We start from the raw sequence: 26,670 nt of genomic DNA, 5'->3' as shown, positions 1-26,670 counted from the left end.
TCGACCTGACACACCAAGGATCTTCCATGGCAAACCAACAACTATTCCTGGGCATCGACTGCGGCACCCAAGGCACCAAAGCTATCATCCTCGACGCCGTCAACGGTCAAGTGTTAGGTCAGGGTGCCGCCGCGCACAGCCTGATCAGTGGCGCCAATGGCCACCGCGAGCAAGACACCGCCCAATGGCTGGAGGCCTTCGCGCTTGCCACCCACCGCGCATTGCTCGCGGCAAAGGTCGATGGCCAGGACATCCTCGGTATCGGCGTTTCTGGCCAGCAACACGGGCTGGTGCTGCTCGACGATCAGGGCCAAGTGCTCCGTCCGGCCAAACTCTGGTGTGACACCGAATCCACCCCGGAAAACGACCGCCTGCTTGCTCATCTGGGTGGTGAAAATGGCTCGCTGGAACGCCTCGGCGTTGTGATCGCGCCGGGCTACACCGTCTCCAAACTGCTCTGGACCAAAGAACAACATCCGCAGATTTTTGCTCGCATTGCGCGCATTCTGCTGCCCCACGACTACCTCAACTATTGGCTCACCGGCCGCAGTTGCAGTGAGTACGGCGACGCCTCGGGCACCGGGTACTTCAACGTGCGCACCCGCCAATGGGATTTGCAACTATTGCGCGACATCGATGCCACCGGGCGACTGCAAGCCGCGCTGCCGGAGCTGATCGACGCTCATCAAGCCGTCGGCACGATCCTGCCGAGCATCGCCGAACACCTGGGCATCAACCCGCAGGCGCTGGTCTCCAGCGGCGGTGGCGACAACATGATGGGCGCCATTGGCACCGGCAATATCAAGCCCGGCGCTATCACCATGAGCCTCGGATCATCGGGGACGGTGTACGCCTTTGCCGACCAGCCGAAAGTCAGTCCCGACGCGTCAGTCGCCACGTTCTGCTCCTCTAGCGGTGGCTGGCTGCCGCTGATCTGTACCATGAACCTGACCAACGCGACCGGGGTGATTCGCGAGTTGCTCGAACTGGATATCGAACAGTTCAACAACCTCGTCGCACAAGCACCCATCGGTGCCGAAGGCGTGTGCATGTTGCCGTTCCTCAACGGCGAACGCGTCCCCGCCCTGCCCCATGCCACCGGCAGCGTGCAGGGGTTGACGATGACTAATCTGACTCAGGCCAACCTGTGCCGCGCGGTGGTCGAAGGCACGACCTTCGGTTTGCGTTATGGGCTGGACCTGCTGCGCCAGAATGGCTTACAAAGCCTGCGCATCTGCCTGATCGGCGGCGGCTCAAAAAGCCCGGTGTGGCGACAGATCGTCGCCGACATCATGAACACCCCAGTCATCTGCACCGATCAAAGCGAAGCCGCGGCCCTTGGTGCTGCGATTCAGGCGGCGTGGTGCAAGTCCTGGGAAAGCGGGCATGAAGACAGCCTGGCGGACCTTTGCGAGCGTTGCGTGAAGCTCGATCCGGCCAGCGAAACCTTGCCGATCGCAGACAATGTGGCGGCCTGTCAGCACGCCTACGAACGCTATCAACAGCATGTCGTAACCCTTTAAAGAGTGAATAACTATGTACCTGGTGTGTGGCGAAGCGCTGTTCGATTTCTTCAGTGAAGATGACGCCAGCGGCCTGGCTTCAAAAGTGAATTTCAAGGCGATTGCCGGCGGCTCGCCGTTCAACGTTGCGGTGGGTTTGCGCCGTTTGGGCGTGGACGCGGCACTCTTTGCCGGGTTGTCGACTGACTATCTCGGTCGACGCTTGCAGCAGGTCCTGCAGGATGAAGGCGTGCGCCCGGATTACCTGGTGGATTTCGCTGCGCCTACCACCCTGGCGATGGTGGCCGTCGGTGCCAATGGTTCGCCGCATTACAGCTTCCGGGGTGAAGGCTGCGCGGATCGTCAGCTGAACACCGAGCATCTGCCGGAACTGGGCCCCGAAGTGCGCGGCTTGCACATCGGTTCGTTTTCGCTGGTGGTGCAACCGATTGCCGACACGCTGTTGGCATTGGTGCAACGGGAAAGCGGTAAACGTTTGATCTGCCTTGATCCCAACGTGCGGCTCAATCCTGAGCCGAATATCGACCTGTGGCGTTCGCGAATTGGCACCTTGGTTGAACTGGCCGACCTGATCAAAGTCAGTGATGAGGATCTGAGCCTGTTGTACCCCGAGCAGGACCCGCAACGGGTGATTGAAGGTTGGCTGCAGCATCGCTGTCAGTTGGTATTTCTGACCCGTGGTGGCGAGGGGGCGACGGTGTTCAGCCGTAAGCATGGCGCTTGGTCGGTGCCGGCGAGCTCAGTGAAAATCGCCGACACCGTGGGCGCTGGCGATACGTTCCAGGCCGCGTTGATTACCTGGCTGACCGAGCATCTGCTGGACTCGGTTGAGGGCGTGCAATCGCTCAGTCGCGAGCAGATCGACGGGATACTGAAATTTGCGGTGCAGGCTGCGGCGCTGACCTGCAGCAAGACCGGGCCGGATTTGCCGTATCGGCAGCAGTTGGAAATGCGCTGAATGTAAGGCCCTCATCGCGAGCAGGCTCGCTCCCAAAGTGGATCATCAGTGAACACAGGTTTTGTGCTCAACAACGATCCACTGTAGGAGCGAGCCTGCTCGCGATGGCGGTGCAACACACGCCGCCAATCTAAGGGTCACCACTCCAAAAGTCTGAAAATGACTGTCAATTCCCGGTCGCCGCAAGGGTGTGACGCTGCCATGTCAAGGTACGGATGACGAAACATCCCCGCATTCATTGGCCGAAACCGTGTATCTAGGGGTTTTCCCGATAGCACAGGGCATCCATGCCTACGGCATTTGCGCCTTGAACGAGGAGCTTTAATCCTGCACCATCCGCACCAGCTTATTCAAAGGACGGAATTAAAGGTATGCTGGACGCGAATGCAACCCATATTTCCCTGACGCTGGAAGGCGTTTCCGTTGACCTTCAGGTACTTAGCTTCGTCGGCCGTGAAGCCCTCAACCAGCCGTTCTGTTTCGACATCGAACTGGTCAGTCCCCGCCCTGACCTGAAACTTGAAGAGATCCTGTACAAACCTGGCTGTCTGACCTTCGGCGCGACCGGCAAAGGCATCATCCACGGCCTGGTCTATCGCATCGAGCAAGGCGATTCCGGTAAAAGCCTGACCCGCTACAGCATCAGCCTCTGCCCGCAACTGGCCTACCTGCGCCACAACCATGACCAGCAAATCTTCCAGCATTTAAGTGTGCCGAAGATCATCGCGCAGGTTCTCGAAGCGCGCGGCATCCTCGCTGACGCCTACAGTTTCCAGCTTGGTGCGATCTACCCGGAACGCGATTACTGCGTGCAGTACGATGAATCCGACCTGCATTTCATCCAGCGCCTGTGCGAAGAAGAAGGCATTCACTTCCACTTCCAGCACAGTGCCAGCGGTCACAAACTGGTGTTCGGCGATGACCAGACGGTGTTCCGCAAACTGGCGCCAGTGAACTACCAACAAGACTCCGGCATGGCCGCCGAAAAGCCGGTGATCAAGCGTTTCAACCTGAGCTTGGAAACCCGCACCACCCGCGTCAGCCGCCGCGACTACGATTTCGAAAAGCCAAGTATCCTGCCCGAGGGCGCCGCCAAAAGCTCCTTTGCTCCGGACTTGGAGGACTACGACTACCCCGGCCGTTTCACCAACCGTGCGCGCGGCAAACAACTGGCGACCCGCGCCTTGGAACGCCATCGCAGCGACTACCAACTCGCCGAAGGCAAAGGCGACGAGCCGACGCTGGTCAGCGGCCATTTCCTGGCCCTGAGCGAGCATCCGCGCGCCGAGTGGAACGACCTCTGGTTGCTGCTGGAAGTGATTCACGAAGGTAAACAGCCACAAGTGCTTGGCGAGAACATCACCAGCGACGTCACCCAGAACAAAGACGATTTCCACCAGGGCTACCGCAACCGCTTCCTCGCCACCCCGTGGGACGCGCACTTTCGCCCTGCCCTCGAACACCCGAAACCTAAAGTCCTCGGCAGCCAGACCGCCATCGTCACCGGCCCTGCGGGTGAAGAAATCCATTGCGACGAGTACGGCCGCGTCAAAGTCCAGTTCCACTGGGACCGCGAAGGCCAGGCCGACGACAACACCAGCTGCTGGCTGCGCGTCGCCACCGGCTGGGCCGGCAACGCCTACGGCGGCATCGCCATTCCACGCGTCGGCATGGAAGTGCTAGTCACCTTCCTCGAAGGTGACCCCGACCAGCCGCTGATCACCGGTTGCCTGTTTCACAAGGAAAGCGTCGTTCCCTACGACCTACCGGCGAACAAGACCCGCAGCACGTTCAAGACGCTCAGCTCGCCGGGCGGCAAGGGTTACAACGAGTTTCGTATCGAAGACAAAAAAGGCGCGGAACAGATTTACCTGCACGCTCAGCGTGACTGGGAAGAAAACATCGAGCATGACCAGAAAATCCACATCGGCAACGAACGGCATGACACGGTTGAGGCCAATGTGTTCAGCGAGTTCAAGGCTGAAGAGCATCGGATCACCCACTTGGATCGCAAGACTGAAGTGCGGGCGGATGATCACCTGACAGTGGGCGTGACCCAACATGTGAAGGTGGGGACGGCGCAGTTTGTCGAGGCGGGCCAGGAGATTCACTATCACGCAGGCGACATAGTGGTAGTTGAGGCGGCGATGGAGCTGACCGCCAAGGCTGGCGGGAGCTTCGTCAAGGTAGATGCGGGGGGCGTGACCATTAGTGGTGCGCAGGTAAAAGTTAACTCCGGCGGTGGTCCCGGCGCGGGGACGGGGATTCAGATTCTCCCTCCTGTTATTCCATGGGCCGCCACCCAGGATAAAGCAGGCGCCCTGCTCGTCCCGGCCGCCGTGCAAATGGCCATGGCCAAAGCCGCCCGTGCGGCTGGCGACATCCGCTGCCCGATCTGCGAAGCCTGCCGTGAAGGCAAGTGTGATTTGGGGACGGCAGCATGAGCGACGCACTGAACAACTGGCTCGGCGAACAAACCCGGCTCAACCGAGTCCTGATCCTCGCCCTCGACAGCCTCGCCGAACCGAACCCGGTCACCTCGCTGTACAGCGCCGGCTTGATGCAGCGCTCGGTGCAACTCTATCGAGGCACCCAGTACGCCGAGTTCGCCCCCATCAGCCCATGGCTGACCGAACTGACCAACCCCAGCGCCGACGCCTTCCGCAAACTACTAGACGACCCACAGCGAAACTGGGGCTGGATCGGCAGCATGGACAAGGCCGACCTCGACGGCCTGATCCAACACTGGCGAGCGCGGATGGTCATTGACGAAGACGGCGAGCGCTCGTTGTTCCGTTTTCAGGACAACCGCGTGATCGCCCGCTGCCTCGCCAACCTGAGCGAGACCGAGCGACCAGTGTTATTGGGCCCGATCAGCAGCGTGCTGTATTGGGACGAGGAACAATGGAAAAGCGCCGATAACGCCCGCCCCGGCATGTACCCAGTGCCGAATCCAGCTCCGTGGTTGCGAATTCCAAACTCGCCGGACCGCACACGCAGCATCTTGCGCGAAAACCTGAAGCGCTGGCTGCTGGTGCACCACGTCGAGGCCGCCGCCAAACTCTCCGAAACCCGCAACGTTCGCGAGTGGCTGGAAGAACAGATGGACCTGCTCGAAACCTGGCAATGGAACACGCCGGAACAGCGGGAATTCATGCTTAGCCTGAGGCTTGATCCTAAATGTGCGGACGACGTGGCTTGGCAGCCATTGCCGGGTGAGACGCCAGAGCAACATTTTGCAAGGTGTCAGCGGGTGTTTGATGCGAGCTTGGGTAAGTCAGAGCGTGAGTGAGGTTGAGGCGTTTGGCGGGGCTAGACATGTGCTTTGTTTTTTTGCTGTGGCGGGTGTGATGGCGGCTTCTGGCTGTTCGGCCATCAGGCCTACTGACAGTTTTACGTTACTGACGGAACTGCCGCCGGGATTCAGAATTAAAGGTGAAGCGTCTTATGTGCCTCGTACGGGCGAGATGTGTTCGGTGCCTGCGAAGAAAGGCAGGAACTCTCCGGGGCTGAAGTTTTTTGAGCAGAAGCTGAGTGATAGTGCACAAACGGCGCAGTTTGAAGTTCCGCTGACGAGTACGGAAGATGGTTGTCCTTTGGTACTAAAAAGTTTCGGATATGAAGTAGACGCAAAGTACGGAGCTGCGCGGCTCAATTTAGGTAGGGATTACACGGGAATTTCGTTTCAGGATGGAAGCACCAACCCTTCATTAACCACCTATCCAACAGTATTTAAGAAAGAGTGCCAATGGTTGTTCCGAACAGTCGGGCCGAAAAACTACATTTCCAAGATTTTGCAATGTAAAACTATCACTGCGCCCCAAGGGGTCGTGAATCGTGATCAACTTTCGGGAAAGACAGTAAAGGTGAAGTTTTCACTTTCGAAGGAAGAATCCCCATACATGGGTGACACATGGATCAAATTCCCGGAAGGCTGGAAACGCTGCATGGGTAAGAGCCTAGAAGGCCCTTATGCATTCTGTAGTGGCAATACTACCGACTTCAAGCCCTTTAAAATGCCGGATGGACGTGATTGCACCGTCTACCCCAACTGCACCGAATAAGGAAAATAAAATGGTTTCTCGATATTTTTTTTCTGGACTTGTTCGAGTAGCGACCATCGGTTTAGGGACGCTTGGGGCTACAGGTTGCTCCGTCGCACAACAGGATAGCTTCACGCTGATCACTGAACTGCCACCCGGATTCAGCATTAAAGGCGAAGCGTCCTACGTACCTCGTACGGGAGAGAGCTGCACGGTCCCTCCTCGAAAAAGCAGAAGCTATCCTGGTTTAAAGTTCTTTGAGCAAAAGCTTAATAACGATGCTCAGACAGCGCGTTTCGAAGTGCCACTAACCAGTAACGAAGGTGGCTGCCCCTTGGTACTTGACACCTTCGGATATCAGGTTGACGCGAAGTACGGATCTGCCCGGCTCGATTTAGGTAGGGCCTTCACGGGTGTTTCGTTCCGGGATGGAACCGCAGACGGTCCAATTCCTCCACCAGTCTTGGTATTGCAAAAGCAATGTGAATGGTTGTTTCGAACTGATGGACCTGATCGTTACATCGTAAAGATTTTAAAATGTAAATCTGTGGCCATGCCCGAACTGGCAAGCGATCCAGTAGCAAAAGGTCCAATGCCTCGTGCTCAGTTTGCGGGAAAGACGATAAAAGTAGTATTCGACATTTCAAGCGAGGAAAGACCTGCAGTAGGTGATAACTGGGTGAAGTTCCCAGCTGGCTGGAAACGCTGCATGGGAGAAAGTCTTGAAGACCCCTACGCGTTCTGCGGAGACAATAAAACTAATTTCAAACCTTTCAAAATGCCGGATGGACGAGACTGCACCGTCTATCCGGCTTGCACCGAATAAGGAAATTCACACATGCCGGCTAAGAAACCAGTACAACCGCTACTGACTGACACTAAACAAGCCTGCCCACTCAGGGGTACGTGGGTTAGTTTTCAACTGGTGGATGAGTCAGGGAATGGTAAACCCTATGCAGGTTTAGCCTACAAGCTTGTAGACAGTACCAATCAATCTCATGAAGGAACTTTAGATTCTGAAGGTTTCGCCAAAGTTTGTGACACTTACGAGGGCCCCGTAGCCCTCACCGTTGACAGTGCCTACAAAGGAGACGAGAAGGACTATAAATGGTTAATGACACGACCAACTTACCCGCTAAAAATCACCGAATTACAGGTGCGGGCCGAAAAAACCCGCTTTCTGCGCAAGGACGGTCTGCGAGTCGAAAATAACCCCGTAAAAGCAAAAGCAGACCAGTTCTTTCATGTCGAAGTACGAGATCTGGTTGAAAAATTCGCTCATCTTCCTCCTGTATCAAAGAGCGCACACCCACCAAATTACAATCTGCTCAAAATAATGGGCGATCTCGGATTTGGTCCGGAACAATCGGAATTACGGGGAGTTGCTCTTCTTCCAAACAAACACACCGTTCTTGAAGTTCGCCCATTACGGGCTTTTCGCCCCATGCTGTCGAAAGACAAAAATTTCAGCGCGTTGAATTTGTATCAACTATCTTTATTTGCCAGTTTGAGCTACTGTAACTTCGGCCAAGAGCCAGCCGAAAAACCTATCGACACTGTCACGTTCCCTCTAGACCCAAGCGTCGGATATATGTTTGGTGACGGCCTTTCCAGTTTCAGGGAAACCTGGAAAATCAATGCAAACCAAACCATTCCTTACTACCCGCTTTATGAAGATGTGCCGTACTCGAAGCGTTTTGAGATCCTGCCATTCGACCCCACGTTGTACGAACAAAACAAACCTGAACTGGGCCCAAATCAAGAACACCCCGCCAAATGGCACTTCTTCGATGATGGCAAAGCCGAAGGCGGCACCAATACCCAGGCGTTCATAACTCACCATGACGAAATCATTTTAATCTCCGTCCGAGGAACGTTAGAACTAGTGGACTTCGTGCGAGACACTGATGCAGAGCAAGTTCCATTTGAAGAGGGCGTAGGTAAAGCGCACAAAGGTTTCTACGAAGCCTATAAGGCCATGAGTGAATTTGTTCAGGTTTACCTCCAGCAGTTTCGCACTGATCAAAAGGTCATTGTTTGCGGTCATAGTCTCGGAGGAGCCATTGCAACATTGCTTGCGGAAGCGCTTCGGCGCAACACCAAAAAATATGACGTCCTTCTCTATACCTATGGCTCCCCACGAGCCGGCGACGCAGACTTCGTCAACGGCGCGGCAGATCTGGGCCATCACCGCATGGTCAACAACAACGACCCGATCCCAAGTGTTCCCGCCCCCTGGATGAACACTCGCAAAAGTATCTGGGTGCCCGGCGTAATCATCAGTTTTATCACCGCACCGTTAGGCGCACTGATCTTTGCTATAGGTCTGTCGCGAACTGGCGGCGCGCCATACGAGCATCAAGGTAATTTGCACCATTTCATGCCCGTCCACTTCAAAGGGCGTGAGCAATCCGCTGTTCTTTGGGATCCAGGTTGCGACTCCATCGAAGAAGCGGCTTGCACCAAAGCAATAAAAAAGTTCGGGGACATGCCTGACCGCGATGCTTTTGTGCTGCAACTGTTCCAGATGAGCGATCACTACATGGTGCCCTCCTACATTCCCTACGCCTGGGCAACATTGCGCCGTTGGCAGCAAACCCAGGAAAGCGGAACCACGGTGGTGACCAAAACAGAGTACGACCAAGTTTACTACCAACTACTAGAGATGCAGGACCGGTTGAAGGCGAAGGAATCCGAACTGAGGTTCGCTTCTCAAGCTGACCGTCGGCAATACCAGCAGGAGGCGAATCTGTTGAGAGCGGAAATAGGACGGCTGGATACGTCCCGACAACGGATTCATGCCATGAGTTTTCTTAAACTGACGCCCGAGGACGTTTACGGTTCAGCCACTCAGGCACCGGAACATAAAATCAACGTAGATCGGTGGATGGCGAAAAAAGAAAACAAAGTCGAGGTCCAGCTCGCGATGATTCCTGATGTACGCAGCAGTGACCTGAGAACAGCGTAGTTCGCAGGAAACATTTACTCGGTGGACCCCGCAAAACAAGCCAGTTCCACAGGAGACTGGCTTGTTTAGGCTGCGGTGCCGTCAGACCGGCGCCTTCCACCCCATCATCTGCTGCCGCGCAACCAGCCGCACATCGGACCCATCCTGCGTCAACAAATAAAGCGCGTGAGTAATGTGCGCAATGGAGCGTTTCAAGCAACTGGCTGGAGGCTCGAATGCGCTGCAAAGCGGCTTCGAGTATGTCTTGAGGATTGGCCTCGGTGTCGATGACCATTGGGCTTGTCTCGGTAACGCTGCTTTTGATTGAGCGATAGCGATCGGGGAATGGAAAGCAACTTTGAATCGCTTCAGTATCCAATTCGAAGATCGCCTCGACCTCGCCGAAGCGCCCTCCGTTTTTTTACCTACATGAAACCTCTGACAGAAACCTCCTCACGACGGGCGGCATTCAGTCGGGTTAACCATCGCTTAACCCCGCGGTCCAAAACTTTACTGGACCGCACGCCCTCAGAGTTCTCTGGCGCCAGTGCGGCAGGTTCGACGCCTACGTCGAGCTGACTTTAAGCCTGCATCGGAGATCGTTCATGAATATGCGCACTTTGCTGATCACCATAGGCCTCGCCTGCACCGCCTTTGCCGGTCTGGCCCAGGCCAATGACACTTCGAGCTCCCAGGCGGTGCCGTACCACTATGGTATGCCGCTGCACGTGGGCAAGGTCATTACCTTGACCGAACCGTCGACGCTGGACTGCAAAGTGGTCACAGCCAACATGAAGTACATCGATAGCAACTCGGGCAAGCCTGCGCAAATCTCCTATCGGAAGCTGTCCGACGCTTGCAGTTATCAGAACTGACTGAAAAGCCGGAATCGGTGGGCGTTGTCGCGCGGCGCAGTGCAATGCTGTTCGCGGCATTGGGCGTGATGTTTTATCTGGTTCGAAACGAGTCGCCTTCGATCCCCCGCCATGCACTGAGCAATGGCTTCATGGTCGGTTGCTGGCGGCTGGCGGCACTGGGCTTCGGCGAATGGTTCAATGGCCATGCCGGTCCGGGCATTTTGCTTGCGGTGGTGGTCGAGCTGGCGCTGGGTCTGGTGTTTCTCCAGACCCAGCGCGTGTCGGTGGAGCTCGAAACCGCAGGTTAAAGCGCTTTCCGGTCTGGATGCAGCGTCTGGGCAATGGTTTGGTGCTGCATGTCAGAGCGCAGTCCCGCAATCAAGTCGTTGATTTCTCGGCAACCATTCAAGTGTTTGGCATTTATTCCGGTCACCATGAGATCGAGGTGATCGGTTTCCCGATCGGAATACACCTTAACGGTCATCGACAGGTCCGGCGACAGCGTGCATTGACAACGTTTCGGCAAAAAACTGCTTTCAATGATATTGCGAAGTTCCAAGGCAGAAAGAAACATGGCGACCCTCTCCTTAATGTGAGACTGCCAATCGAGTATCGATACTGACGCAATGAAATCCCCGGTCAGCTTAAGACCAGCTAAAGCATAAAACATGCCTTGGATTTCGCCCTGCAGTTCATCGGCAAATCAACGATTTAGCGAAACCATCCGCAAATGGCCTCATGCAATCTGCAAGAATGGCCCGTCGTAGCCCTGCAATTTGCATACATCCAGCGACACGTTTGCATTGGCCGGCGACGCCAGTAAGAATGTGGCCAATTAAATCAGTATCCGCTGACCTCACACGCACGCAAGGAGGCATCATGGGTTTTTTGACCTGTATCACTACCGTCGGGCTGATTCTTGCCGGGCTGTCGACCATGGCTCACGCCGCGAAACTCGAAGAGGTTGCGCCGTTCCCCAAAGCTGAGAGCGGTTTCACCCGCCAGGTCATTCACCTTGCCCCACAGACTCAGGAAGACGGCTTCCAGGTCGAAGTCCTCGCTGGCAAAACCCTGACCGTCGACTGCAATCGTCAACGTCTGGGCGGCATTCTCGAGGAGAAAAACCTCGAAGGCTGGGGCTACCCGTTCTACCGCCTGGAAAAAGTCATCGGCCCGATGAGTACGCTGATGGCTTGCCCGGACGGCAAAAGCAAAAAGGACTTTGTGCCGGTGGTCGGTGCCGGTTTCATGCTGCGCTACAACAGCAAGCTGCCGATCGTGCTCTACGTGCCCAAAGACGTCGAAGTCCGCTACCGGATCTGGTCGGCGTCGAGCAAGGTGGAGAAAGCCGTCCAGGAATAACCGTTCTATCCCGTTACAGGAGCGGTCGAGAAGAAGTCTATCGTCAGTTACGAGCGGACCTTCCTGCGCCCGCTGCTGGCATGACACAGCTCACGCCGGGGCGCCGCTCAATGCGGCGCGCTCGGCCACATGGCGCAAACTGTCGAAATTGATATTGGCGCCCGAGTCGATCGCTACCAGTGTCTGACCACGGGCACCGGTTTGCGCCACGTATTTTTTGATTCCCGCCACGGCCAAGGCTCCCGAAGGTTCGGTGATCGAGCGGGTATCGTCGTAGATATTCTTGATGGCGGCACAGAGTTCGTCGTTGCTGACCGTCAACACCTCATCGACGCAAAACTGGCAGACCTCGAAACCATAAGCACCGATCTGGGCGACGGCCACACCGTCGGCGAAAGTGCCTACGTTCGGCAGGACAACTCGCTCGCCAGCCTGTAATGCCGCATATAAACAGGCGGAATGTTCCGACTCGACACCGATGATGCGGACTTCTGGTCGCAGGTATTTAACGTACGCCGCGATGCCGGCGATCAAGCCGCCACCGCCCACCGGGATGAAGATCGCGTCCAGTGGACCTTGATGCTGACGCAGAATTTCCATGGCGACGGTGCCCTGCCCCGCGATCACGTCCGGGTCGTCGAAGGGCGAGACAAAGGTGCGACCGGTTTGCCGCGCAAGGTTCAGGGCATATTCCAGCGCAAACGCAAAGCTCTCACCGTGCAGCACGGCGTCGGCGCCCCGACTGCGTACACCGAGTACCTTCAGTTCCGGCGTCGTACGCGGCATGACGATGGTCGCCGCAATTCCCAGTTCACGGGCCGCTAATGCCACGCCTTGAGCATGATTACCGGCGGAAGCGGTGATGACCCCGCGCGCCTTTTGCTCATCGCTCAGTTGCACCAGTTTGTTATAGGCACCGCGAATCTTGAAGGAAAAGGTCGGCTGAAGGTCTTCGCGCTTGAGCAGGATCTGGTTACCCAAAACCTCGGACAGTCCCGGTGCTACCTGCAACGGCGTACGCACCGCGAGCTCATACACGGGCGCGGCGAGGATCTTTTTCACGTAGTGCTCAAGCAAGGTCTGCTGGGCAGTGGTGCTACTCATGGTTGTCTCCTGACTTAGGTCGGAGCCCAGGAGACAGAAAGCAAAAACCCGCCTCTAGGGCGGGTTGGGTGCTGCAGTCGTGAGCTAGCCCGCCAGATAAGGAATAGCGGTAATAATGCTTGGCTGGCAGCGCAATACGGTGGAAGTCATGTCCGGAAACTAGCCGGACGCTGATGGCAAGTCAATGGCCAATTTCACTCGGCCTCTGTAGGCTGGCGACTCTGTTCGTTGTCCCAAGGAAGGAAGCCATGAAGTCTGTCGCCCTGCCCCTCATTGCCCTGATCGCGTTCGCCGGCTACACCGTTTCGGTGATGCTTCAGGCCGAACAGTCATTGATCGACTTTGGCATCAGCCTGATGTCGAGCCCCGACACGGCGCAGGTGGTAATTGATTTGTATCTGCTGGCGACGCTGGCCGGGATCTGGATGTACAACGATGCCCGCAAGCGTGGGCGGTCAGGGTGGGCAGTGATTCCTTATCTTTTGATCACTGCAATATTCGTTTCCATCGGGCCGTTGTTGTACTTGGTGGTGCGCGGGCTGCAGGATCGAAAGAAACCCTTAACCGTCCATCAAGAGACCTGATCCTGGAGGGGGCGGTGAATTTTTACTTCAATCCGACTTTGTACAACACCCCGTCATTCTCATCGGTCAACACATACAGATACCCGTCCGGCCCCTGCCGCACATCGCGAATGCGCTTGTTGAGTTCGCCCAGCAATCGCTCTTCGTGAACGACCTTGTCGCCATCGAACTGCAAGCGAATCAACTCCTTGCTCACTAACGCGCCGATAAACACGTTGTGCTGCCAGGCCTTGAAGCGGTCAGCGTCGTAGAACGCCATACCGCTGAGGCCGGGGGACTTTTCCCAGACATGGTGCGGGGTGACGGTGCCTTCGGCGGATTTCCCCTTGGCTTGCGGAATCGGCTGGCCGGAATAGTTGATGCCATGGGTTGCCATCGGCCAGCCGTAGTTCTTGCCACGCTCGATGATGTTGATTTCGTCGCCCCCCTGGGGACCGTGTTCGTTTTCCCAGAGGGTGCCGGTCCAGGGGTTGAGCGCCGCGCCTTGTGGATTGCGATGACCGTAGGGCCAGATTTCCGGACGTACGCCGGCCTGACCGACAAAGGGGTTGTCATCCGGCACCTTGCCGTCCGGGTAGATCCGCACAACCTTGCCTTGCAGCTTGTCGAGGTCTTGGGCGGTCGGCCGGTCATTGTTCTCGCCAAGGGTGATGAACAGATAGCCGTCGCGGTCGAACACCAGGCGCGAACCAAAGTGGTTACCGACCGAAAGCTTAGGCTCCTGGCGGAAGATCACGTTGAAATCCTTGATGGCCGTCAGGTCGTCAGACAGACGTCCGCGACCAACCGCCGTCCCGGCCTTGTTGCCCTCACCACCGCCTTCGGCATAGGACAGGTAGACCGTGCGATCTTGCTCGAAGTCGGGCGACAACACCACATCCAGCAAGCCGCCCTGCCCCGTGGCCCAGACCTGTGGCAGGCCGCTGAGCGGAGCGGAAAGTTTACCGTCGGCGCTGACCACCCGCAGATTGCCGGGCCGTTCGGTCACCAGCATCCCTTGACGATCGGGAAGAAATGCCAAAGCCCAGGGATGTTCGAGCCCCGTGGTCATTGTCGTCACCTCAAGGGTGCCCTGTTCGCTTTTAAAATTCTGGATCGGCGCTGCGAAAACAGGCGCCGTGGCGGTGATCAGTGCGCTGGCACACAGTGTAGCCAGAAGGGTTTTACGCAACATGCACGATTCCTTTTGTCGTTCGAATGGCTGGCAGCACGCTGTCGTGCCGTTCAACGGTTGCTGGTGTCTGCGTCTCGATGAGGCGGGTTGGGAATAAATTTCGGTGGGGTGGCGGGAGGCGGTCGATCCAGGGGGTAGTGGTTGCCGATGCCACCCTTGTCAAGCGTCGGAGGGCGCGGCACCGGCACGGTGTTCGGCCCACGAATGGCTGGCGCGCTGGGTTGCGTGCCTTGCATGCTGTTGGGATTGGCCCGGCGAATAGGGCTGTTGTAAGGATTGCTGGTGCGGCCCGTCGGGCTCTGGGCCAACAGCAAGGAAGAAGGTGGCGATGCGGTGTCAGCCTGGACCAGATTGCTGAGCACGCCACTCAACGCCAACGCAATGCAGCCGAGCACAAATCTGTTCATGGGGAGCCTCTCGACATCAGCGTGGATAGGAACTTCGATATCACGCTACGCCCGGGGTTCGGATTTGTTAACTAAAACCTCCCTCACAAGATGTAACACGAGTTGACCCGACCGCCAATACGCCCACAGCACCGGGTCGCAGCCCGCTGAAATTTTCGCACAGCGTTACAGGTCACCTGAACATCACTCGCGAGAAGACGACCATGGCACGGGCAATCTGGAAAGGCGCGATCAGTTTCGGTCTGGTGCATATCCCTGTCGCGCTGGTCTCGGCGACGTCCTCGCAAGGGGTGGATTTCGACTGGCTCGACAGCCGCAGCATGGACCCGGCGGGCTACAAGCGCGTCAACAAGGTCACCGGCAAAGAAGCGACCAAGGGCGAACTCGACATGGCCAAACGACTGGTTCAGGACATGAGTGCCGACCGGAAGCCCGAAGATTATCGCGACAGTTTTGAAGACAAGATCATGGCCTTGGTGGAGAAAAAGGCCAACGAAGGAAAATCGAAGATATCGAAACAGCGACTGGCGAAGAGGCGCGCAAAACCGCAGACGTTATCGATCTGACCGAGCTGCTTAAACGCAGCCAAGGTGGCAAGAGCACGGGTAAAACGGAGCCCGCCGCGAAACCCGCGACAAGTACAAAAGCCACGAAGACTTCTCGCGGCTGATTGAAGGTTGTGTGGTGAACATTTTGGCCCCAGCGCGGGACGTTCGCTGCCGCACGATGGCGTCTTGCGAGCTTACGCAAAACTCAGATCAGGACAAAAACCGCCAATAACCCAGCAAAAATCGCCCACTTTTCGAGGTAGTAACGTTTGCGGTTACTCTTCTTGAGTGCTTTGCCGCGCAGGCGAATTTTATAAATTTTGGTGAACCAGCGGTTGATGCCGCCGGTCTTGTCACCCGCTTCGTTCGGTGCGCCCGCCGCCGACATCACATTACGGCTGAACCAGCTATTGAGCGCGGCCGCCCAGCGATATTTCATCGGCCGCTCAACGTCGCAGAACAAAATGATACGGTTCTGCTCGGTGGTGTTTTCGGCGTAATGAATGAAAGTCTCGTCGAACATGACCGCCTCACCGTCACGCCAGTGGTAGCTCTCACCATCGACGTTGATGTAGCAACCGACATCGTTCGGAGTTTCCAGGCCCAGGTGATATCGGTAGGAACCGGCATACGGGTCGCGGTGACGGACCAGTTTCGAGCCCGGTGGCAGTTCGGCGAACATCGCAGCCTTGATCGAGCCGATGCTTTGCACCAATGCCGTTGTGCGCGGGCAATGTTTCCTGGCCGAAGGATGGCTGTCGCCGTACCACTTCAGGTAGAAACGCTTCCAGCCCGTCTTGAAGAACGAGTTGAAGCCAACGTCGTCGTATTGATTCGAGCGCTTGATCTCCCCGGCTCTGAGCAGGTTTTGGCCCTCGGCGCGAATTTCTTCCCAATGGTCCTGTAACGGACTCAGATCGGGAAAGTCGGCCGGGTTCAGATAAGGCTTGCTGGGGATTTTCGAGAACAGATAGAGGAAGCCGTTGATCGGCGCCAGAAACGTCGAGTGGTCGCTCAGTTGGCGACCCAGCCTGTGGCGCACGCGTCCGCGCAAGTGAACGTACGCAATGGATACAACGTAAATAGCGGCAATGATCAATTTCACAAAAAATCGTCACACGTCAGAAATGTACAAATGGCGTCCCTTGCCGGCCGATCGGCCCGAGGGTCTTGTGCAGCGTCTGAATACGCAATTTAGCCACAGTTTGTAACCAATAGTTAACCTTCAGCGGTGAAAATCTGTCCGCTGGTGCAGCCAAAGTGCCCGTGCGGCCTTAACGCCCTATCGTTTAAAGAGCCAGACCAGTACAATCGCCGCCAAACATTACGCGCCCCCCTTGGTTGATGACGGGAATGAACCCCGTCTCAGCGCACTTCGACTCGGGCCAAGCGCTCCATATGCAGCTGTCCACTTATTGCCAGATGGACCTTCCGCTTCTGACCGGGATGCATTTCCTATGGTTCGAATACCGGAAACGGGTACTGAATCGGTACTGCCGCAACCCTAGCTACTCTGAATGCTTCGCAGGAAAAACCTTTGATCTCTACAGCTAACATCACGATGCAGTTCGGCGCCAAGCCGCTATTCGAAAACGTTTCGGTCAAATTCGCCGCGGGCAACCGCTATGGCCTGATCGGCGCCAACGGTTGCGGCAAATCGACGTTCATGAAAATCCTCGGCGACGACCTCGAGCCGTCCGGCGGTCAGGTCATGCTCGAGCCGAACGTGCGTCTGGGTAAATTGCGCCAGGACCAGTTCGCCTACGAAGAATTCACCGTGATCGACACTGTGATCATGGGTCACGAAGAGCTGTGGAAGGTCAAGGCCGAGCGCGATCGCATCTACTCGATGCCGGAAATGACTGAAGCAGACGGCATGGCCGTTGCAGAACTGGAAACCGAATTCGCTGAAATGGACGGCTACACTGCCGAATCCCGTGCTGGCGAACTGTTGCTGGGCCTGGGTATCGGCATTGAGCAGCACTTCGGCCCGATGAGCGAAGTGTCCCCAGGCTGGAAACTGCGTGTACTGCTGGCTCAGGCGCTGTTCTCCGATCCTGAAGTGTTGTTGCTCGACGAACCGACCAACCACTTGGACATCAACACCATCCGCTGGCTGGAAAACATTCTGACCCAGCGCTCCAGCCTGATGATCATCATCTCTCACGACCGTCACTTCCTGAACAGCGTGTGCACCCACATGGCTGACCTGGATTACGGCGAGCTGCGTCTGTTCCCGGGCAACTACGACGAGTACATGACCGTGGCGACCCAGTCCCGCGAGCAACTGCTGTCGGACAACGCCAAGAAGAAAGCACAGATTTCCGAACTGCAATCGTTCGTCAGCCGCTTCTCGGCCAACGCCTCGAAAGCCAAGCAGGCCACTTCCCGCGCCAAGGCGATCGACAAGATCCAGTTGGCCGAGGTCAAGCCTTCGAGCCGCGTGAGCCCGTTCATCCGTTTCGAACAAACCAAGAAGCTGCACCGTCAAGCCGTCATCGTCGAGCGCATGGCCAAAGGCTTCGACGGCAAGCCGCTGTTCAAGGACTTCAGCTTTGTGGTTGAGGCCGGCGAGCGCGTGGCGATCATCGGCCCGAACGGTATCGGTAAAACCACCCTGCTGCGCACCCTGGTCAACGAACTGACCCCGGATGCCGGCACCGTGAAGTGGACCGACGCTGCGGAACTGGGCTACTACGCCCAGGACCACGCCCATGACTTCGAAGACGACTGCAACCTGTTCGACTGGATGGGCCAGTGGACCCAGGGCGGCGAGCAAATCGTTCGCGGTACACTCGGCCGCATGCTGTTCTCCAACGACGAAATTCTGAAGTCGGTCAAGGTCATCTCCGGTGGTGAGCAAGGTCGCATGCTGTTCGGCAAGCTGATCCTGCAAAAGCCGAACGTGCTGATCATGGACGAACCGACCAACCACTTGGACATGGAATCCATCGAGGCGCTGAACCTGGCGCTGGAGAACTACCCGGGCACGCTAATCTTCGTCAGCCACGACCGTGAGTTCGTATCGTCCCTGGCCACTCGCATCATCGAGTTGAGCGCCAACGGCGTGATCGACTTCAGCGGCACCTATGACGACTACCTGCGTAGCCAGGGTGTTGTGTTCTAAATAGCGGCTGAAACTGAAAAGCCCTGTCCTTGTGACGGGGCTTTTTGCATTTCAGATCTATATCGATCGCCCCGGAGAAAGTAGTTAGCCTGCTTTCTTTATCGGCACCAAGCGGGCGATTGTTTACGGGTTATCGGGGATTGTGTTGTTGCCGGGCCGTTGATGGGCGCGGTGGCATTGCACCTCGGGTACACATGGATCTTCTTCAGCGCGGCGTTGTTGTCAATAACAGGGTTGGCCCTGACCTTATTACTCAAACGCCGCGTGATCAGAATACAGAGCTTTGGGGATGTTGCCCGAGCGGTTTGACCGCTTTACGCGGCGGCGAACAACTGCTCGCTGATGTGCGTGTGAGCGTCGCTCATGGCTTTGGTGCGGACGTCATCACCGTAGGCAAGGCCATGAGCACGGACGAACTCGATGTCAGTGATACCGATGAAGCCGAACAGCACCTTCAAGTACTCTTCGTGAGCAACACCCGTCGCCTGACCCGCATGCAGCCCGCCGGAAGTCGATACGATGATGACTTTCTTGCCACCGCACAGGCCTTCAGGACCCGCTTCGGTGTAACGGAAAGTCTGACCGGCGACGGCGATGCGGTCGATCCAGGCCTTGAGTTGGGTCGGGATGGTGAAGTTGTACATCGGAGCTGCAATCACCACGGCATCGGCGGCGAGGAATTCGGCCAGGGTAGTGGCACTCAGCTCGGCTTCGTGTTGCTGGGCGGCGTTGCGCAGTTCAGCGGTGGTGCCGGCGGCAACCAGGGTTGTGGCGGAGAAATGACTGATGGCATCGGCGGCCAGGTCGCGGTAGGTCACCACAGCAGTCGGCTCGGCGGTTTGCCAGGCGTTAACGACTTTGCTGCTCAGCTGACGGGAAGCCGAGTTGTCACCAAGAATGCTCGAATCGATATGCAGCAGTTTCATGTGGGATCTCCAAGTGAGGATCGCTACGAGGCGATCTGATGGGGAGAATCCTACAGGCGAAACCAATAGCTGATTAGACTGCAACAATGCGATAGTTCGTCCCACTGATAGAACAATCGAGCTCCCACCATGCAAGACCTCAATGATCTCTACTACTTCGCCAAGGTCGTTGAAGCCGGCGGCTTCGCCGCGGCCGGGCGTTTGCTTGGAATTCCCAAGTCGCGGTTGTCGCGGCGCATCGGCGAACTGGAAGAGCGTCTCGGCGCGCGCCTGCTGCAACGCACCACTCGACAACTGAAGCTAACCGCGGTGGGTGAACGTTACTTGCGGCACTGTCAGGCAATGCTGCTGGAAGCCGAAATGGCCGACGAAGCCGTCGCTAGCATGTCAAGCGAACCTCGCGGGCGTTTGCGGGTGTCCTGCCCCGTCGGGTTGGCCCACCAAATTCTGCCAACAGTGATCAGCGATTTCCTTGAGAAGTATCCTCAGGTTCAACTGGAGGTGATGTTACTCAACCGCCGCGTCGACCTGGTGACCGAGGGCGTCGATGTGGCGTTGCGGGTGCGTGAGTTGGGCGGCGAGGATCCGCTGCTGGTCACCCGACGTTTGCGCCAGGCGCAGATGGTGATGGTCGCCAGCCCCGGTTTTTTGCACGGACGTGAAATCAACCACCCCGAAGACTTGAAAAGCATGCCCGTGCTCGGCGCCCTGGAAGCCGATCGCTTGGTGCATATCCGCCTGCTCGACCAGCACGGCAAAAGCTGCGACCTCACCCTCGAAGCGCGATTGGGCATCGACGACTTTATCGTGCGCAAGGCCTGCACCCTCGCCGGCCAGGGTTTTACCATGCTGCCGATGATGTATTGCGAGCAGGAACTGGAAAACGGCTCGTTGGTGCAGTTGCTGCCCGACTGGTCGTTGCCTGGCGGCTGGCTGCAAGCGGTCTACCCTCATCGGCGCGGGGTGATGCCGGCCGTACGCGCCTGGCTCGACCATTTGATCGAATCATTCAATGCCTGTGGGGACCGTCTGATATGAAGGCTGGACGTATGAGCGAAGAGGATGTCGCGCAGTTCTGTCTCGCGCTGCCGGGTGCGCGGGAAGACTACAAGTGGGGGGGTGTACGGGTGTTTTCGATTGCAGGGAGCAAGATGTTTGCCTTGCAGAATCTGCGGGGCAAATCCCTGGCCTTCAAGGTCGACAAGGACTTGTTTCTCGGTCATTGCGACCGTCCGGGAATCCGCCCGGCGCCTTATCTGGCGCGGGCTCAGTGGATCATTATGGAAACGCCCTACCCGCTGGGCCCTGACGAGCTGCAACGCTTGTTGCAGCGTTCCCATCAATTGGTGGTGAGCAAGTTGCCCAAGCGCACCCAGGTCGGGCTGCTGCTTTAAAGCAGCGCGAAAAGATGGGCGCCTAGAAACTGCTGGTCAATCCAGAACACCTGATGCATCAGCACAATGATCCAGAACACCCACTGAAACGAGAGCTTGCGCGTCTTGTGACGAAACAACTGCTGCGCCAGTAAGGCGCCCGGCCAGCCTCCGGCGAGCTCCACCGCATGCAACACGTTCTCCGGTGTGCGCCAATGGTTGGCGCGCGCCTTGCGTTTGTCACTCCAGTACAGCAAGAACGCCAGCAGGCTGACGACCCCGTACGCAGCCAAGGGAATCACGCAAACCCCGCGCACCCACAACGATATCGAGCCGAACAGCGGCAGCGCGCACAGGGCCGCAAACACCAACAGTTTCAGCCGAAGATTACGAATCTCTCCTGCGGGTTTGCGACCAGGGTTGTTGCGCGCGCTGGCGTCATTCATGGATTGACCGCGGTCCAGTCGACCCAGCCGAACTGCCAGGAGGCCAGAATGACCAGGCCGAACGCGATGCGATACCAGGCAAAGGCCGCATAGCTGTGGCTACCGATAAACACGAGCAAGGCTCTGACGGCAATCATCGCGAAGATAAACGCAGTGACGAAACCGATCGCGAACACCGGAAAATCAGACGGAACGAACAGGTCGCGGTATTTGTAGCCCGAGTAAACGGCCGCTGCGACCATGGTCGGCATCGCCAGAAAGAACGAGAACTCGGTAGCGGTCTTGCGTGACAGCCCGAACAACAAGCCACCAATAATGGTCGAGCCGGACCGCGAAGTCCCGGGAATCATCGCCAGGCACTGGGCGAAGCCGACTTTCAGGGCGTCTTTCCACGTGATGTCATCAACGGTTTCGGCATGCACTTCATGCTGACGCTTTTCGGCCCACAACATGACGATCCCGCCTACCACCAGCGCTGCTGCGACGGTGATCGGGTTGAACAGGTATTCGTGGATCAAATCGGAAAAAGTCACCCCCAGTACCACTGCCGGCATGAACGCAATTAACAGGTTTGCGGTAAAGCGGCGAGCGCCGGGCTGCGTCGGCAAACCAGTCACCACATCGATGATCTTGCGGCGGAACTCCCACACCACCGCCAGAATCGCCCCCAACTGAATAATAATGTTGAAAGCGATGGCCCGCTCGCCACCGAAGTTGAGCAAGTCCGCCACAATAATTTGGTGACCGGTACTGGAAATCGGCAAAAACTCCGTCAGCCCTTCTACAACGCCCAAAATCAATGCCTGCAAGGCCGTCCAAAGATCCATCATTCCCCCAAAGGCAATGCGCACAGGCATGCCCCGTTAATATTGGTCAGAGCGTTCACTGCGATCAGCGAGCTGAAGTCCCACGCGCACAGGATCCAGACGGAACCATAAAAATTCCGTGAAAAATCAACTTGGATTCAGGTTTTTCCGTGCGGGGCCGAAATCCTATCAGACAAGTCTGATTAGCGCTGCCGCGTTATTGGACGTGGGTCGGATATGACCGATCGGAAAAGTGTGGTTGGATGCTGGCGATCATTTATTACAAGAAAAAGAAATCGGAGTGACAGCGTTATGAACAGCTTGCGCAGTATGTCGATCAGCCGACGTTTGTGGCTCATCTTGATCGTGGCCGTCCTGATGCTAATGACGTTGGGCGTCTTGATGCTCAAGCAGATTCACGACGACCTGTACCACGCCAAGGCCCAGAAAACCCAGCATGTGGTGCAAACCGCCAGTGGCATTCTGACCTATTACCACGACCTCGAAACCGCCGGCACGCTCACCCGCGATGCTGCGCAGAAGCAGGCCCTGAGCGCCGTTCGCGGTCTGCGGTATGACCAGAATGACTACTTCTGGATCAATGACCTGACGCCGGTGATGATCATGCACCCGGCCAACCCGAAACTCGATGGCCAGAACCTCTCGGCGATCCGCGACCCGGACGGTTTTGCCCTGTTTAACGAAATGGTCGCCGTCGCCAAGACCAAGGGAGCCGGCACGGTCGACTATCGCTGGCCGAAACCGGGCGCCAGCGCGCCGGTAGAAAAAACCTCCTATATCAAACTCTTCGAGCCCTGGGGCTGGGTGATCGGTTCGGGCGTGTATATCGATGACATGCAGGCCGAGTTCTATGGCCAGGTCTGGAAGGCCACGTTCGTAGGGCTGGTGATTGCCCTGATCATGGCGCTGCTGGTCATCCTGATTGCCCGCAGCATCGTGCGTCCACTGCAGGAAACCGTGAACGCCATGGCCAACATCGCCAGCGGCGAGAGCGATCTGACCCGCAGTCTCGACACTCATGGTCAGGATGAAGTCACGCAACTGGCACGCCACTTCAACGCCTTCACTTCCAAGCTGCGACTGGTAATCAAAGAACTGCAAGTGTCTGCCAGTGCCTTGGGCCAGTCCTCCAGCGAACTGGGCAACGACGCCACCCAGGCCCAGCAACGCAGTCAGCAACAGTCTCAGCAAATGGAACTGGTGGCCACCGCAATCAATGAAGTGACGTATGGCGTGCACGACGTCGCGAAAAACGCCGAGCACGCCGCCAGTGAAATGCGCGATGCCGAGTCTCAGGCGCAGCAAGGTCAGGTCAACATCGATGGCAGCCTGCAACAGATCGACAAGCTGTCGTCGACCATCGATCAGGCGGTGGAAGTGATTCGGACCCTGGCCGCCGAAAGCACGCAGATCGGCAGCGTTCTCGAAGTAATCCGTTCCATCGCCGAGCAAACCAACCTGCTGGCCCTCAACGCAGCCATCGAAGCCGCCCGTGCCGGCGAGCAAGGTCGCGGTTTTGCGGTGGTGGCCGATGAAGTGCGGCTGCTGGCCCAGCGCACCCAGAAGTCCACGGCCGAGATCCAGTCGATGATCGAACGCCTGCAAAGCCACTCCGAAGCGGCGGTCAAAGTGATCGGCGACAGCAGTCGTGCATCGCAGTTGACCATCGAGCAGGCTGGCCTGGCCGGCGCAAGCCTGAATGCCATTGCCCAGGCCCTGCGCAACCTCAACGGATTGAACGCCTCCATCGCCAGCGCGACCTTGCAACAGGCGCATGTGGTCGAGGACATCAACCAGAACGTCACCCAGGCGGCCGGTTTGTCCCACAGCACCGCGCTGGCGGCCGAACAGTCGAGCGTGGCTAGCGTTCACCTCAAGGAATTGAGTGAGCAATTGAACGGGCTGCTCAAGCAGTTCCGGGTGTAACGACAGCCCCTGCTACAAAGGGCGGCGCACGCCGGTTCTACTTGGCAGCGCCTGCCGTTACAATCCGCACCCTCTTCGACTTCCCCCAAGGAACCTCCATGTCCGGGCTTGAACTGTTTGCCGCTACCCTCGGTGTCATTGCCGTCTGGTTGACGGTCAAACAGAACCTCTGGTGCTGGCCGATCGGTCTGGTCATGGTGCTGCTTTATAGCTGGATCTTTTTTGAGGTGAAGCTTTACTCGGACATGCTCCTGCAGGTGATATACGCCGCATTGCAGCTCTATGGCTGGTGGCAGTGGACGCATGGGGGGCACGCGCGTCATGGTCGGCAGGTCAGTCTGCTCGACAGTAAATCGGTCGCTATCAGTCTGTTCATTGGCGCGGTTGGCAGTCTGTTGCTGGGCGCTGCTATGGCGAACTGGACCGATGCTGCACAACCCTGGCTCGATGCGGCACTGACTGGCTTCAGCCTGGTGGCGCAGTTATGGATGGCGCAAAAACGCGTTCAATGCTGGCCGCTGTGGATCACCCTGGATGTGATCTTCGTCGGGCTGTTTATCTACAAAGACCTGTACCTGACCGCCGGGCTCTACGCGCTATTCGCCCTGATTGCCGTGCAAGGCTGGCGGGAATGGCGGGCTGATCCGGCGCTGCGCACATGAAAGTTCTGGTTCTCACAGGCCCCGAATCGAGCGGCAAGAGTTGGCTGGCAGCCGAGTTACAAAAGAACCTCGGCGGGGTCCTGGTAGACGAATATGTACGCTGGTTCATCGAACAAAACCCGCGAGACACCTGCCTGGCCGACATTCCGGAAATCGCCCGAGGGCAGCTGAAATGGGAGGACGAGGCACGCGCCCGGCGGCCGCACTTGCTGATTCTCGACACTCACTTGCTGAGCAACATCCTCTGGAGCCAGACCTTGTTTGGCGCCTGCCCAACGTGGATCGAGCAGGCATTGCTGGCACGGCACTACGACCTGCATTTGCTGCTGAGCCCCGACACCGTGGCCTGGCATGACGACGGCCAGCGCTGCCAACCGCAACGGGCAGAACGCCAGGCGTTTTTCCAGGCCAGCCGCCAATGGCTTGACCTGCACCACCAGCCTTACCAGGTGCTGCAAGGTGACTGGAAACAGCGCAAGGACGCGGCATTCGAGGCGGTGACGCGCTTGCTCAAGGCCTGACAGGCGCTACCCCGCCCTGCCGCAAATGTCCATTCCTGAAACACCATCCCCTGCACAAACCCGCCAGCTAAAGCGGCTCAAGCACTCTTGCAAGAAAATGTTAAGCCACTGATACAACCGGCCTTCAGCGCCCTTAGCGAGCAATACCGCCATCACGGACGGCGTTTTTTGCGTGGCTCTGTCTCAGTGGCCTTACAAAATTTATCTACCACCTCAACAGTTAAAGTCAACCAACTGTTTTTAAAAGAAAAACAAAAACCGGCACACCTTCTGCTCTCTTCTTCGCAACGCTGATAAGGGCCAGCGTTCCACTTACAGAAGGAATTGCCGCCGTGGGGAAACTTGAAAACAACTTCTATAGCCTCCTGCTGATCGGATGCGCACTGAGCTCAAGTGTCTGCCTGCCCGTACAAGCTGACAACGGCATCATCATTATCAAGCGTGATGTCCAACCGCGCATGGCAACGCGTGCGCCGATGATTCCCGACCCTAGCCCCACGACCGCCAATGCCAACCCGTCCAAACACATCCTCAGTCGAACGAACGAGTTGAGCGACGGTGACTTTGCAAACGTCTCCAGTGGTGCAGGTATCACACGCCTGGTCGATCAAGGTTCCAACAACCTGGGCGGCAATATCACCAATCAGTCCCAGCTTGCCAACCTCCCCGCTGGACGGTCAGGAAATTCGGGCAACGGTATTGCCAACATGGTCAATTCAAGCGTCCAGCAAGGCCTGGGTGCTCTGAAAGTCATGACGGGAGACCGTTAAGATGAATCGTACGCTGCTGATTATCGCCATGTTTTGCAGTGCATCGACCTTTGCCCAACCTCCCGTCATCAACAACGCCGAAATCGACGGTTCGGGCGCCCGGTACCAGGGCAACCTCGCCGTCAACCAGGCCGCCGGCGATCTACAGCAGCAGGCTAACGCCCGGGCCATCGCCGTTGGTCATGGAGCCAGCGCGACCACACAGATTCGCCAACGGCTGCGTACGCAGGTCGACCCCAGGATTGATGCTCGGTCCAGCATTCAAGGCAACTCCTTCAGCCACGGCAGCGGCGTACTGGGCGTCAACCAGAGCGCGGGCGCCAGCAACCAGCAAGCCAATGCCCTGCGGATAAGCATTGGTACACAGCCGCAAAGCATCGACGACAGCGTCCTCAGGCAACAGAACGTGGCGCTGATCACTAACTCCGATCCAACTGACTCTGCACCAGGCTATCGCCAGGTCGCTACCAGCGATCAGGCCTTCACCGGTAGCCGTGGGGTGATCCAGTTGAATCAGAGCGCCGGGGTGGGAAACCGAACGGCCAATACCCTGAGCGTACGGGTCACGGATTGACCCAAACAGGT

26 protein-coding genes and 3 pseudogenes are annotated in these 26,670 nt (G+C 57.3%); 20 read left to right on the top strand and 9 right to left on the bottom strand.

The annotated features are described in order from the left end of the window. Positions 1-26: 26 nt before the first annotated feature. The 7 genes from xylB (at position 27) to ACXPVS_RS11855 (ending at position 9,492) form a co-directional block, all read left to right on the top strand. Positions 27-1,523, top strand: coding sequence for a xylulokinase (gene xylB / locus ACXPVS_RS11885; protein ID WP_458510098.1), 1,497 nt, complete (start codon positions 27-29; stop codon positions 1,521-1,523). Between the two features lie 13 nt (positions 1,524-1,536). Beyond that, on the top strand, positions 1,537-2,481 hold the full coding sequence (locus ACXPVS_RS11880) for a carbohydrate kinase family protein (protein ID WP_458510097.1): 945 nt from the start codon (positions 1,537-1,539) through the stop codon (positions 2,479-2,481). A 371-nt stretch (positions 2,482-2,852) separates the two neighbouring features. After that, complete coding sequence (locus ACXPVS_RS11875; protein ID WP_458510096.1) at positions 2,853-4,925, top strand: type VI secretion system Vgr family protein; 2,073 nt, start codon at positions 2,853-2,855, stop codon at positions 4,923-4,925. Then, positions 4,922-5,773: a DUF4123 domain-containing protein gene (locus ACXPVS_RS11870; RefSeq protein WP_458510095.1), complete on the top strand. Its 852-nt coding sequence runs from the start codon at positions 4,922-4,924 to the stop codon at positions 5,771-5,773. Before ACXPVS_RS11875 ends, ACXPVS_RS11870 begins: the two co-directional genes overlap by 4 nt. Next, positions 5,766-6,545 carry a hypothetical protein gene (locus ACXPVS_RS11865; protein ID WP_458510094.1) on the top strand — a complete coding sequence of 260 codons (780 nt, stop codon included), beginning with the start codon at positions 5,766-5,768 and terminating at the stop codon, positions 6,543-6,545. The genes ACXPVS_RS11870 and ACXPVS_RS11865 overlap by 8 nt, the downstream gene beginning before the upstream one ends. Before the next feature lie 10 nt (positions 6,546-6,555). Further along, positions 6,556-7,350 carry a hypothetical protein gene (locus ACXPVS_RS11860; protein WP_458510093.1) on the top strand — a complete coding sequence of 265 codons (795 nt, stop codon included), beginning with the start codon at positions 6,556-6,558 and terminating at the stop codon, positions 7,348-7,350. A gap of 12 nt (positions 7,351-7,362) precedes the next feature. Then, a complete protein-coding gene (locus ACXPVS_RS11855) occupies positions 7,363-9,492 on the top strand; it encodes a lipase family protein (RefSeq protein WP_458510092.1) in 2,130 nt (709 codons plus the stop codon). 81 nt (positions 9,493-9,573) lie between these two features. On the opposite strand, the pseudogene ACXPVS_RS11850 reads toward ACXPVS_RS11855, so the two are convergent. Then, positions 9,574-9,835, bottom strand: a pseudogene (locus ACXPVS_RS11850) (hypothetical protein). A gap of 241 nt (positions 9,836-10,076) precedes the next feature. On the opposite strand from ACXPVS_RS11850, the gene ACXPVS_RS11845 reads away from it, so the two are divergent. Beyond that, positions 10,077-10,346, top strand: a complete 270-nt coding sequence (locus ACXPVS_RS11845) for a DUF2790 domain-containing protein (RefSeq protein WP_458510091.1) — start codon at positions 10,077-10,079, stop codon at positions 10,344-10,346. Further along, entirely contained in the window at positions 10,328-10,636 is a 309-nt protein-coding gene (locus ACXPVS_RS11840; protein WP_458510090.1) for a hypothetical protein, read from the top strand. Before ACXPVS_RS11845 ends, ACXPVS_RS11840 begins: the two co-directional genes overlap by 19 nt. Here the strand turns inward: ACXPVS_RS11840 and ACXPVS_RS11835 are convergent. Beyond that, positions 10,633-10,902, bottom strand: a complete 270-nt coding sequence (locus ACXPVS_RS11835; protein WP_123365031.1) for a DUF1652 domain-containing protein — start codon at positions 10,900-10,902, stop codon at positions 10,633-10,635. The genes ACXPVS_RS11840 and ACXPVS_RS11835 overlap by 4 nt on opposite strands. 305 nt (positions 10,903-11,207) lie before the next feature. Between ACXPVS_RS11835 and eco the strand changes: the two genes are divergently transcribed. Continuing rightward, on the top strand, positions 11,208-11,690 hold the full coding sequence (gene eco, locus ACXPVS_RS11830; protein WP_458510089.1) for a serine protease inhibitor ecotin: 483 nt from the start codon (positions 11,208-11,210) through the stop codon (positions 11,688-11,690). 108 nt (positions 11,691-11,798) lie between these two features. Here the strand turns inward: eco and ilvA are convergent. Continuing rightward, positions 11,799-12,794, bottom strand: a pseudogene (gene ilvA / locus ACXPVS_RS11825) (threonine ammonia-lyase, biosynthetic); the annotation flags it as partial. 248 nt (positions 12,795-13,042) lie between these two features. Here ilvA and ACXPVS_RS11820 point away from each other — a divergent pair. Further along, positions 13,043-13,378, top strand: a complete 336-nt coding sequence (locus ACXPVS_RS11820; protein WP_458510088.1) for a DUF2834 domain-containing protein — start codon at positions 13,043-13,045, stop codon at positions 13,376-13,378. Between the two features lie 22 nt (positions 13,379-13,400). Here ACXPVS_RS11820 and ACXPVS_RS11815 read toward each other — a convergent pair whose 3' ends face one another. Both ACXPVS_RS11815 and ACXPVS_RS11810 read right to left on the bottom strand, forming a co-directional pair. After that, a complete protein-coding gene (locus tag ACXPVS_RS11815) occupies positions 13,401-14,552 on the bottom strand; it encodes a PQQ-dependent sugar dehydrogenase (RefSeq protein WP_458510087.1) in 1,152 nt (383 codons plus the stop codon). A gap of 50 nt (positions 14,553-14,602) precedes the next feature. Further along, positions 14,603-14,959: a hypothetical protein gene (locus tag ACXPVS_RS11810; protein ID WP_458510086.1), complete on the bottom strand. Its 357-nt coding sequence runs from the start codon at positions 14,957-14,959 to the stop codon at positions 14,603-14,605. A 203-nt stretch (positions 14,960-15,162) separates the two neighbouring features. Between ACXPVS_RS11810 and ACXPVS_RS11805 the strand changes: the two are divergent. Next, positions 15,163-15,629 (top strand): annotated as a pseudogene (locus ACXPVS_RS11805) (Ku protein). An 83-nt stretch (positions 15,630-15,712) separates the two neighbouring features. Here ACXPVS_RS11805 and lpxO read toward each other — a convergent pair. Next, the gene (lpxO, locus tag ACXPVS_RS11800; protein WP_458510085.1) at positions 15,713-16,612 is read right to left on the bottom strand and encodes a lipid A hydroxylase LpxO; all 900 of its coding nucleotides are present in this window, start codon (positions 16,610-16,612) and stop codon (positions 15,713-15,715) included. A 432-nt stretch (positions 16,613-17,044) separates the two neighbouring features. Between lpxO and ACXPVS_RS11795 the strand changes: the two genes are divergently transcribed. After that, positions 17,045-18,634, top strand: coding sequence for an ABC-F family ATPase (locus ACXPVS_RS11795; protein ID WP_458510084.1), 1,590 nt, complete (start codon positions 17,045-17,047; stop codon positions 18,632-18,634). A 314-nt stretch (positions 18,635-18,948) separates the two neighbouring features. Here the strand turns inward: ACXPVS_RS11795 and ACXPVS_RS11790 are convergent, their stop codons facing one another. Continuing rightward, a complete protein-coding gene (locus tag ACXPVS_RS11790) occupies positions 18,949-19,560 on the bottom strand; it encodes an FMN-dependent NADH-azoreductase (RefSeq protein ID WP_458510083.1) in 612 nt (203 codons plus the stop codon). A gap of 129 nt (positions 19,561-19,689) precedes the next feature. Here ACXPVS_RS11790 and ACXPVS_RS11785 point away from each other — a divergent pair, with 129 nt between their 5' ends. Together ACXPVS_RS11785 and ACXPVS_RS11780 are read left to right on the top strand one after the other, a co-directional pair. Next, positions 19,690-20,598, top strand: coding sequence for a LysR substrate-binding domain-containing protein (locus tag ACXPVS_RS11785; protein ID WP_458510082.1), 909 nt, complete (start codon positions 19,690-19,692; stop codon positions 20,596-20,598). Then, positions 20,595-20,954: an MmcQ/YjbR family DNA-binding protein gene (locus tag ACXPVS_RS11780; protein WP_458510081.1), complete on the top strand. Its 360-nt coding sequence runs from the start codon at positions 20,595-20,597 to the stop codon at positions 20,952-20,954. The genes ACXPVS_RS11785 and ACXPVS_RS11780 overlap by 4 nt, the downstream gene beginning before the upstream one ends. Here the strand turns inward: ACXPVS_RS11780 and ACXPVS_RS11775 are convergent. Together ACXPVS_RS11775 and ACXPVS_RS11770 are read right to left on the bottom strand one after the other, a co-directional pair. Then, positions 20,951-21,379 carry a DUF1294 domain-containing protein gene (locus ACXPVS_RS11775; protein WP_458510080.1) on the bottom strand — a complete coding sequence of 143 codons (429 nt, stop codon included), beginning with the start codon at positions 21,377-21,379 and terminating at the stop codon, positions 20,951-20,953. The two genes, ACXPVS_RS11780 and ACXPVS_RS11775, sit on opposite strands and share 4 nt — an antisense overlap. Beyond that, positions 21,376-22,206, bottom strand: a complete 831-nt coding sequence (locus ACXPVS_RS11770) for an undecaprenyl-diphosphate phosphatase (protein WP_458510079.1) — start codon at positions 22,204-22,206, stop codon at positions 21,376-21,378. Before ACXPVS_RS11770 ends, ACXPVS_RS11775 begins: the two co-directional genes overlap by 4 nt. 291 nt (positions 22,207-22,497) lie before the next feature. On the opposite strand from ACXPVS_RS11770, the gene ACXPVS_RS11765 reads away from it, so the two are divergent. The 5 genes from ACXPVS_RS11765 to ACXPVS_RS11745 all read left to right on the top strand — a co-directional run bounded on the left by ACXPVS_RS11765 (position 22,498) and on the right by ACXPVS_RS11745 (position 26,659). Then, complete coding sequence (locus ACXPVS_RS11765; RefSeq protein WP_458510078.1) at positions 22,498-24,132, top strand: methyl-accepting chemotaxis protein; 1,635 nt, start codon at positions 22,498-22,500, stop codon at positions 24,130-24,132. A gap of 98 nt (positions 24,133-24,230) precedes the next feature. Beyond that, entirely contained in the window at positions 24,231-24,794 is a 564-nt protein-coding gene (pnuC, locus tag ACXPVS_RS11760) for a nicotinamide riboside transporter PnuC (protein ID WP_458510077.1), read from the top strand. Beyond that, positions 24,791-25,315 (top strand): AAA family ATPase, encoded by a 525-nt coding sequence (locus ACXPVS_RS11755; RefSeq protein WP_458510076.1) that lies wholly within the window; start codon positions 24,791-24,793, stop codon positions 25,313-25,315. The genes pnuC and ACXPVS_RS11755 overlap by 4 nt, the downstream gene beginning before the upstream one ends. A 332-nt stretch (positions 25,316-25,647) precedes the next feature. Next, on the top strand, positions 25,648-26,085 hold the full coding sequence (locus ACXPVS_RS11750; RefSeq protein ID WP_458510075.1) for a hypothetical protein: 438 nt from the start codon (positions 25,648-25,650) through the stop codon (positions 26,083-26,085). A gap of 1 nt (position 26,086) precedes the next feature. Next, entirely contained in the window at positions 26,087-26,659 is a 573-nt protein-coding gene (locus ACXPVS_RS11745; RefSeq protein WP_458510074.1) for an adhesin, read from the top strand. Positions 26,660-26,670: the final 11 nt, after the last annotated feature.

The sequence above is a fragment of the Pseudomonas sp. Ma2-10 genome, assembly GCF_054330215.1.
The sequence above is the reverse complement of the archived record's forward strand: the minus strand, read 5'-3'. Positions and strand labels throughout refer to the sequence as shown.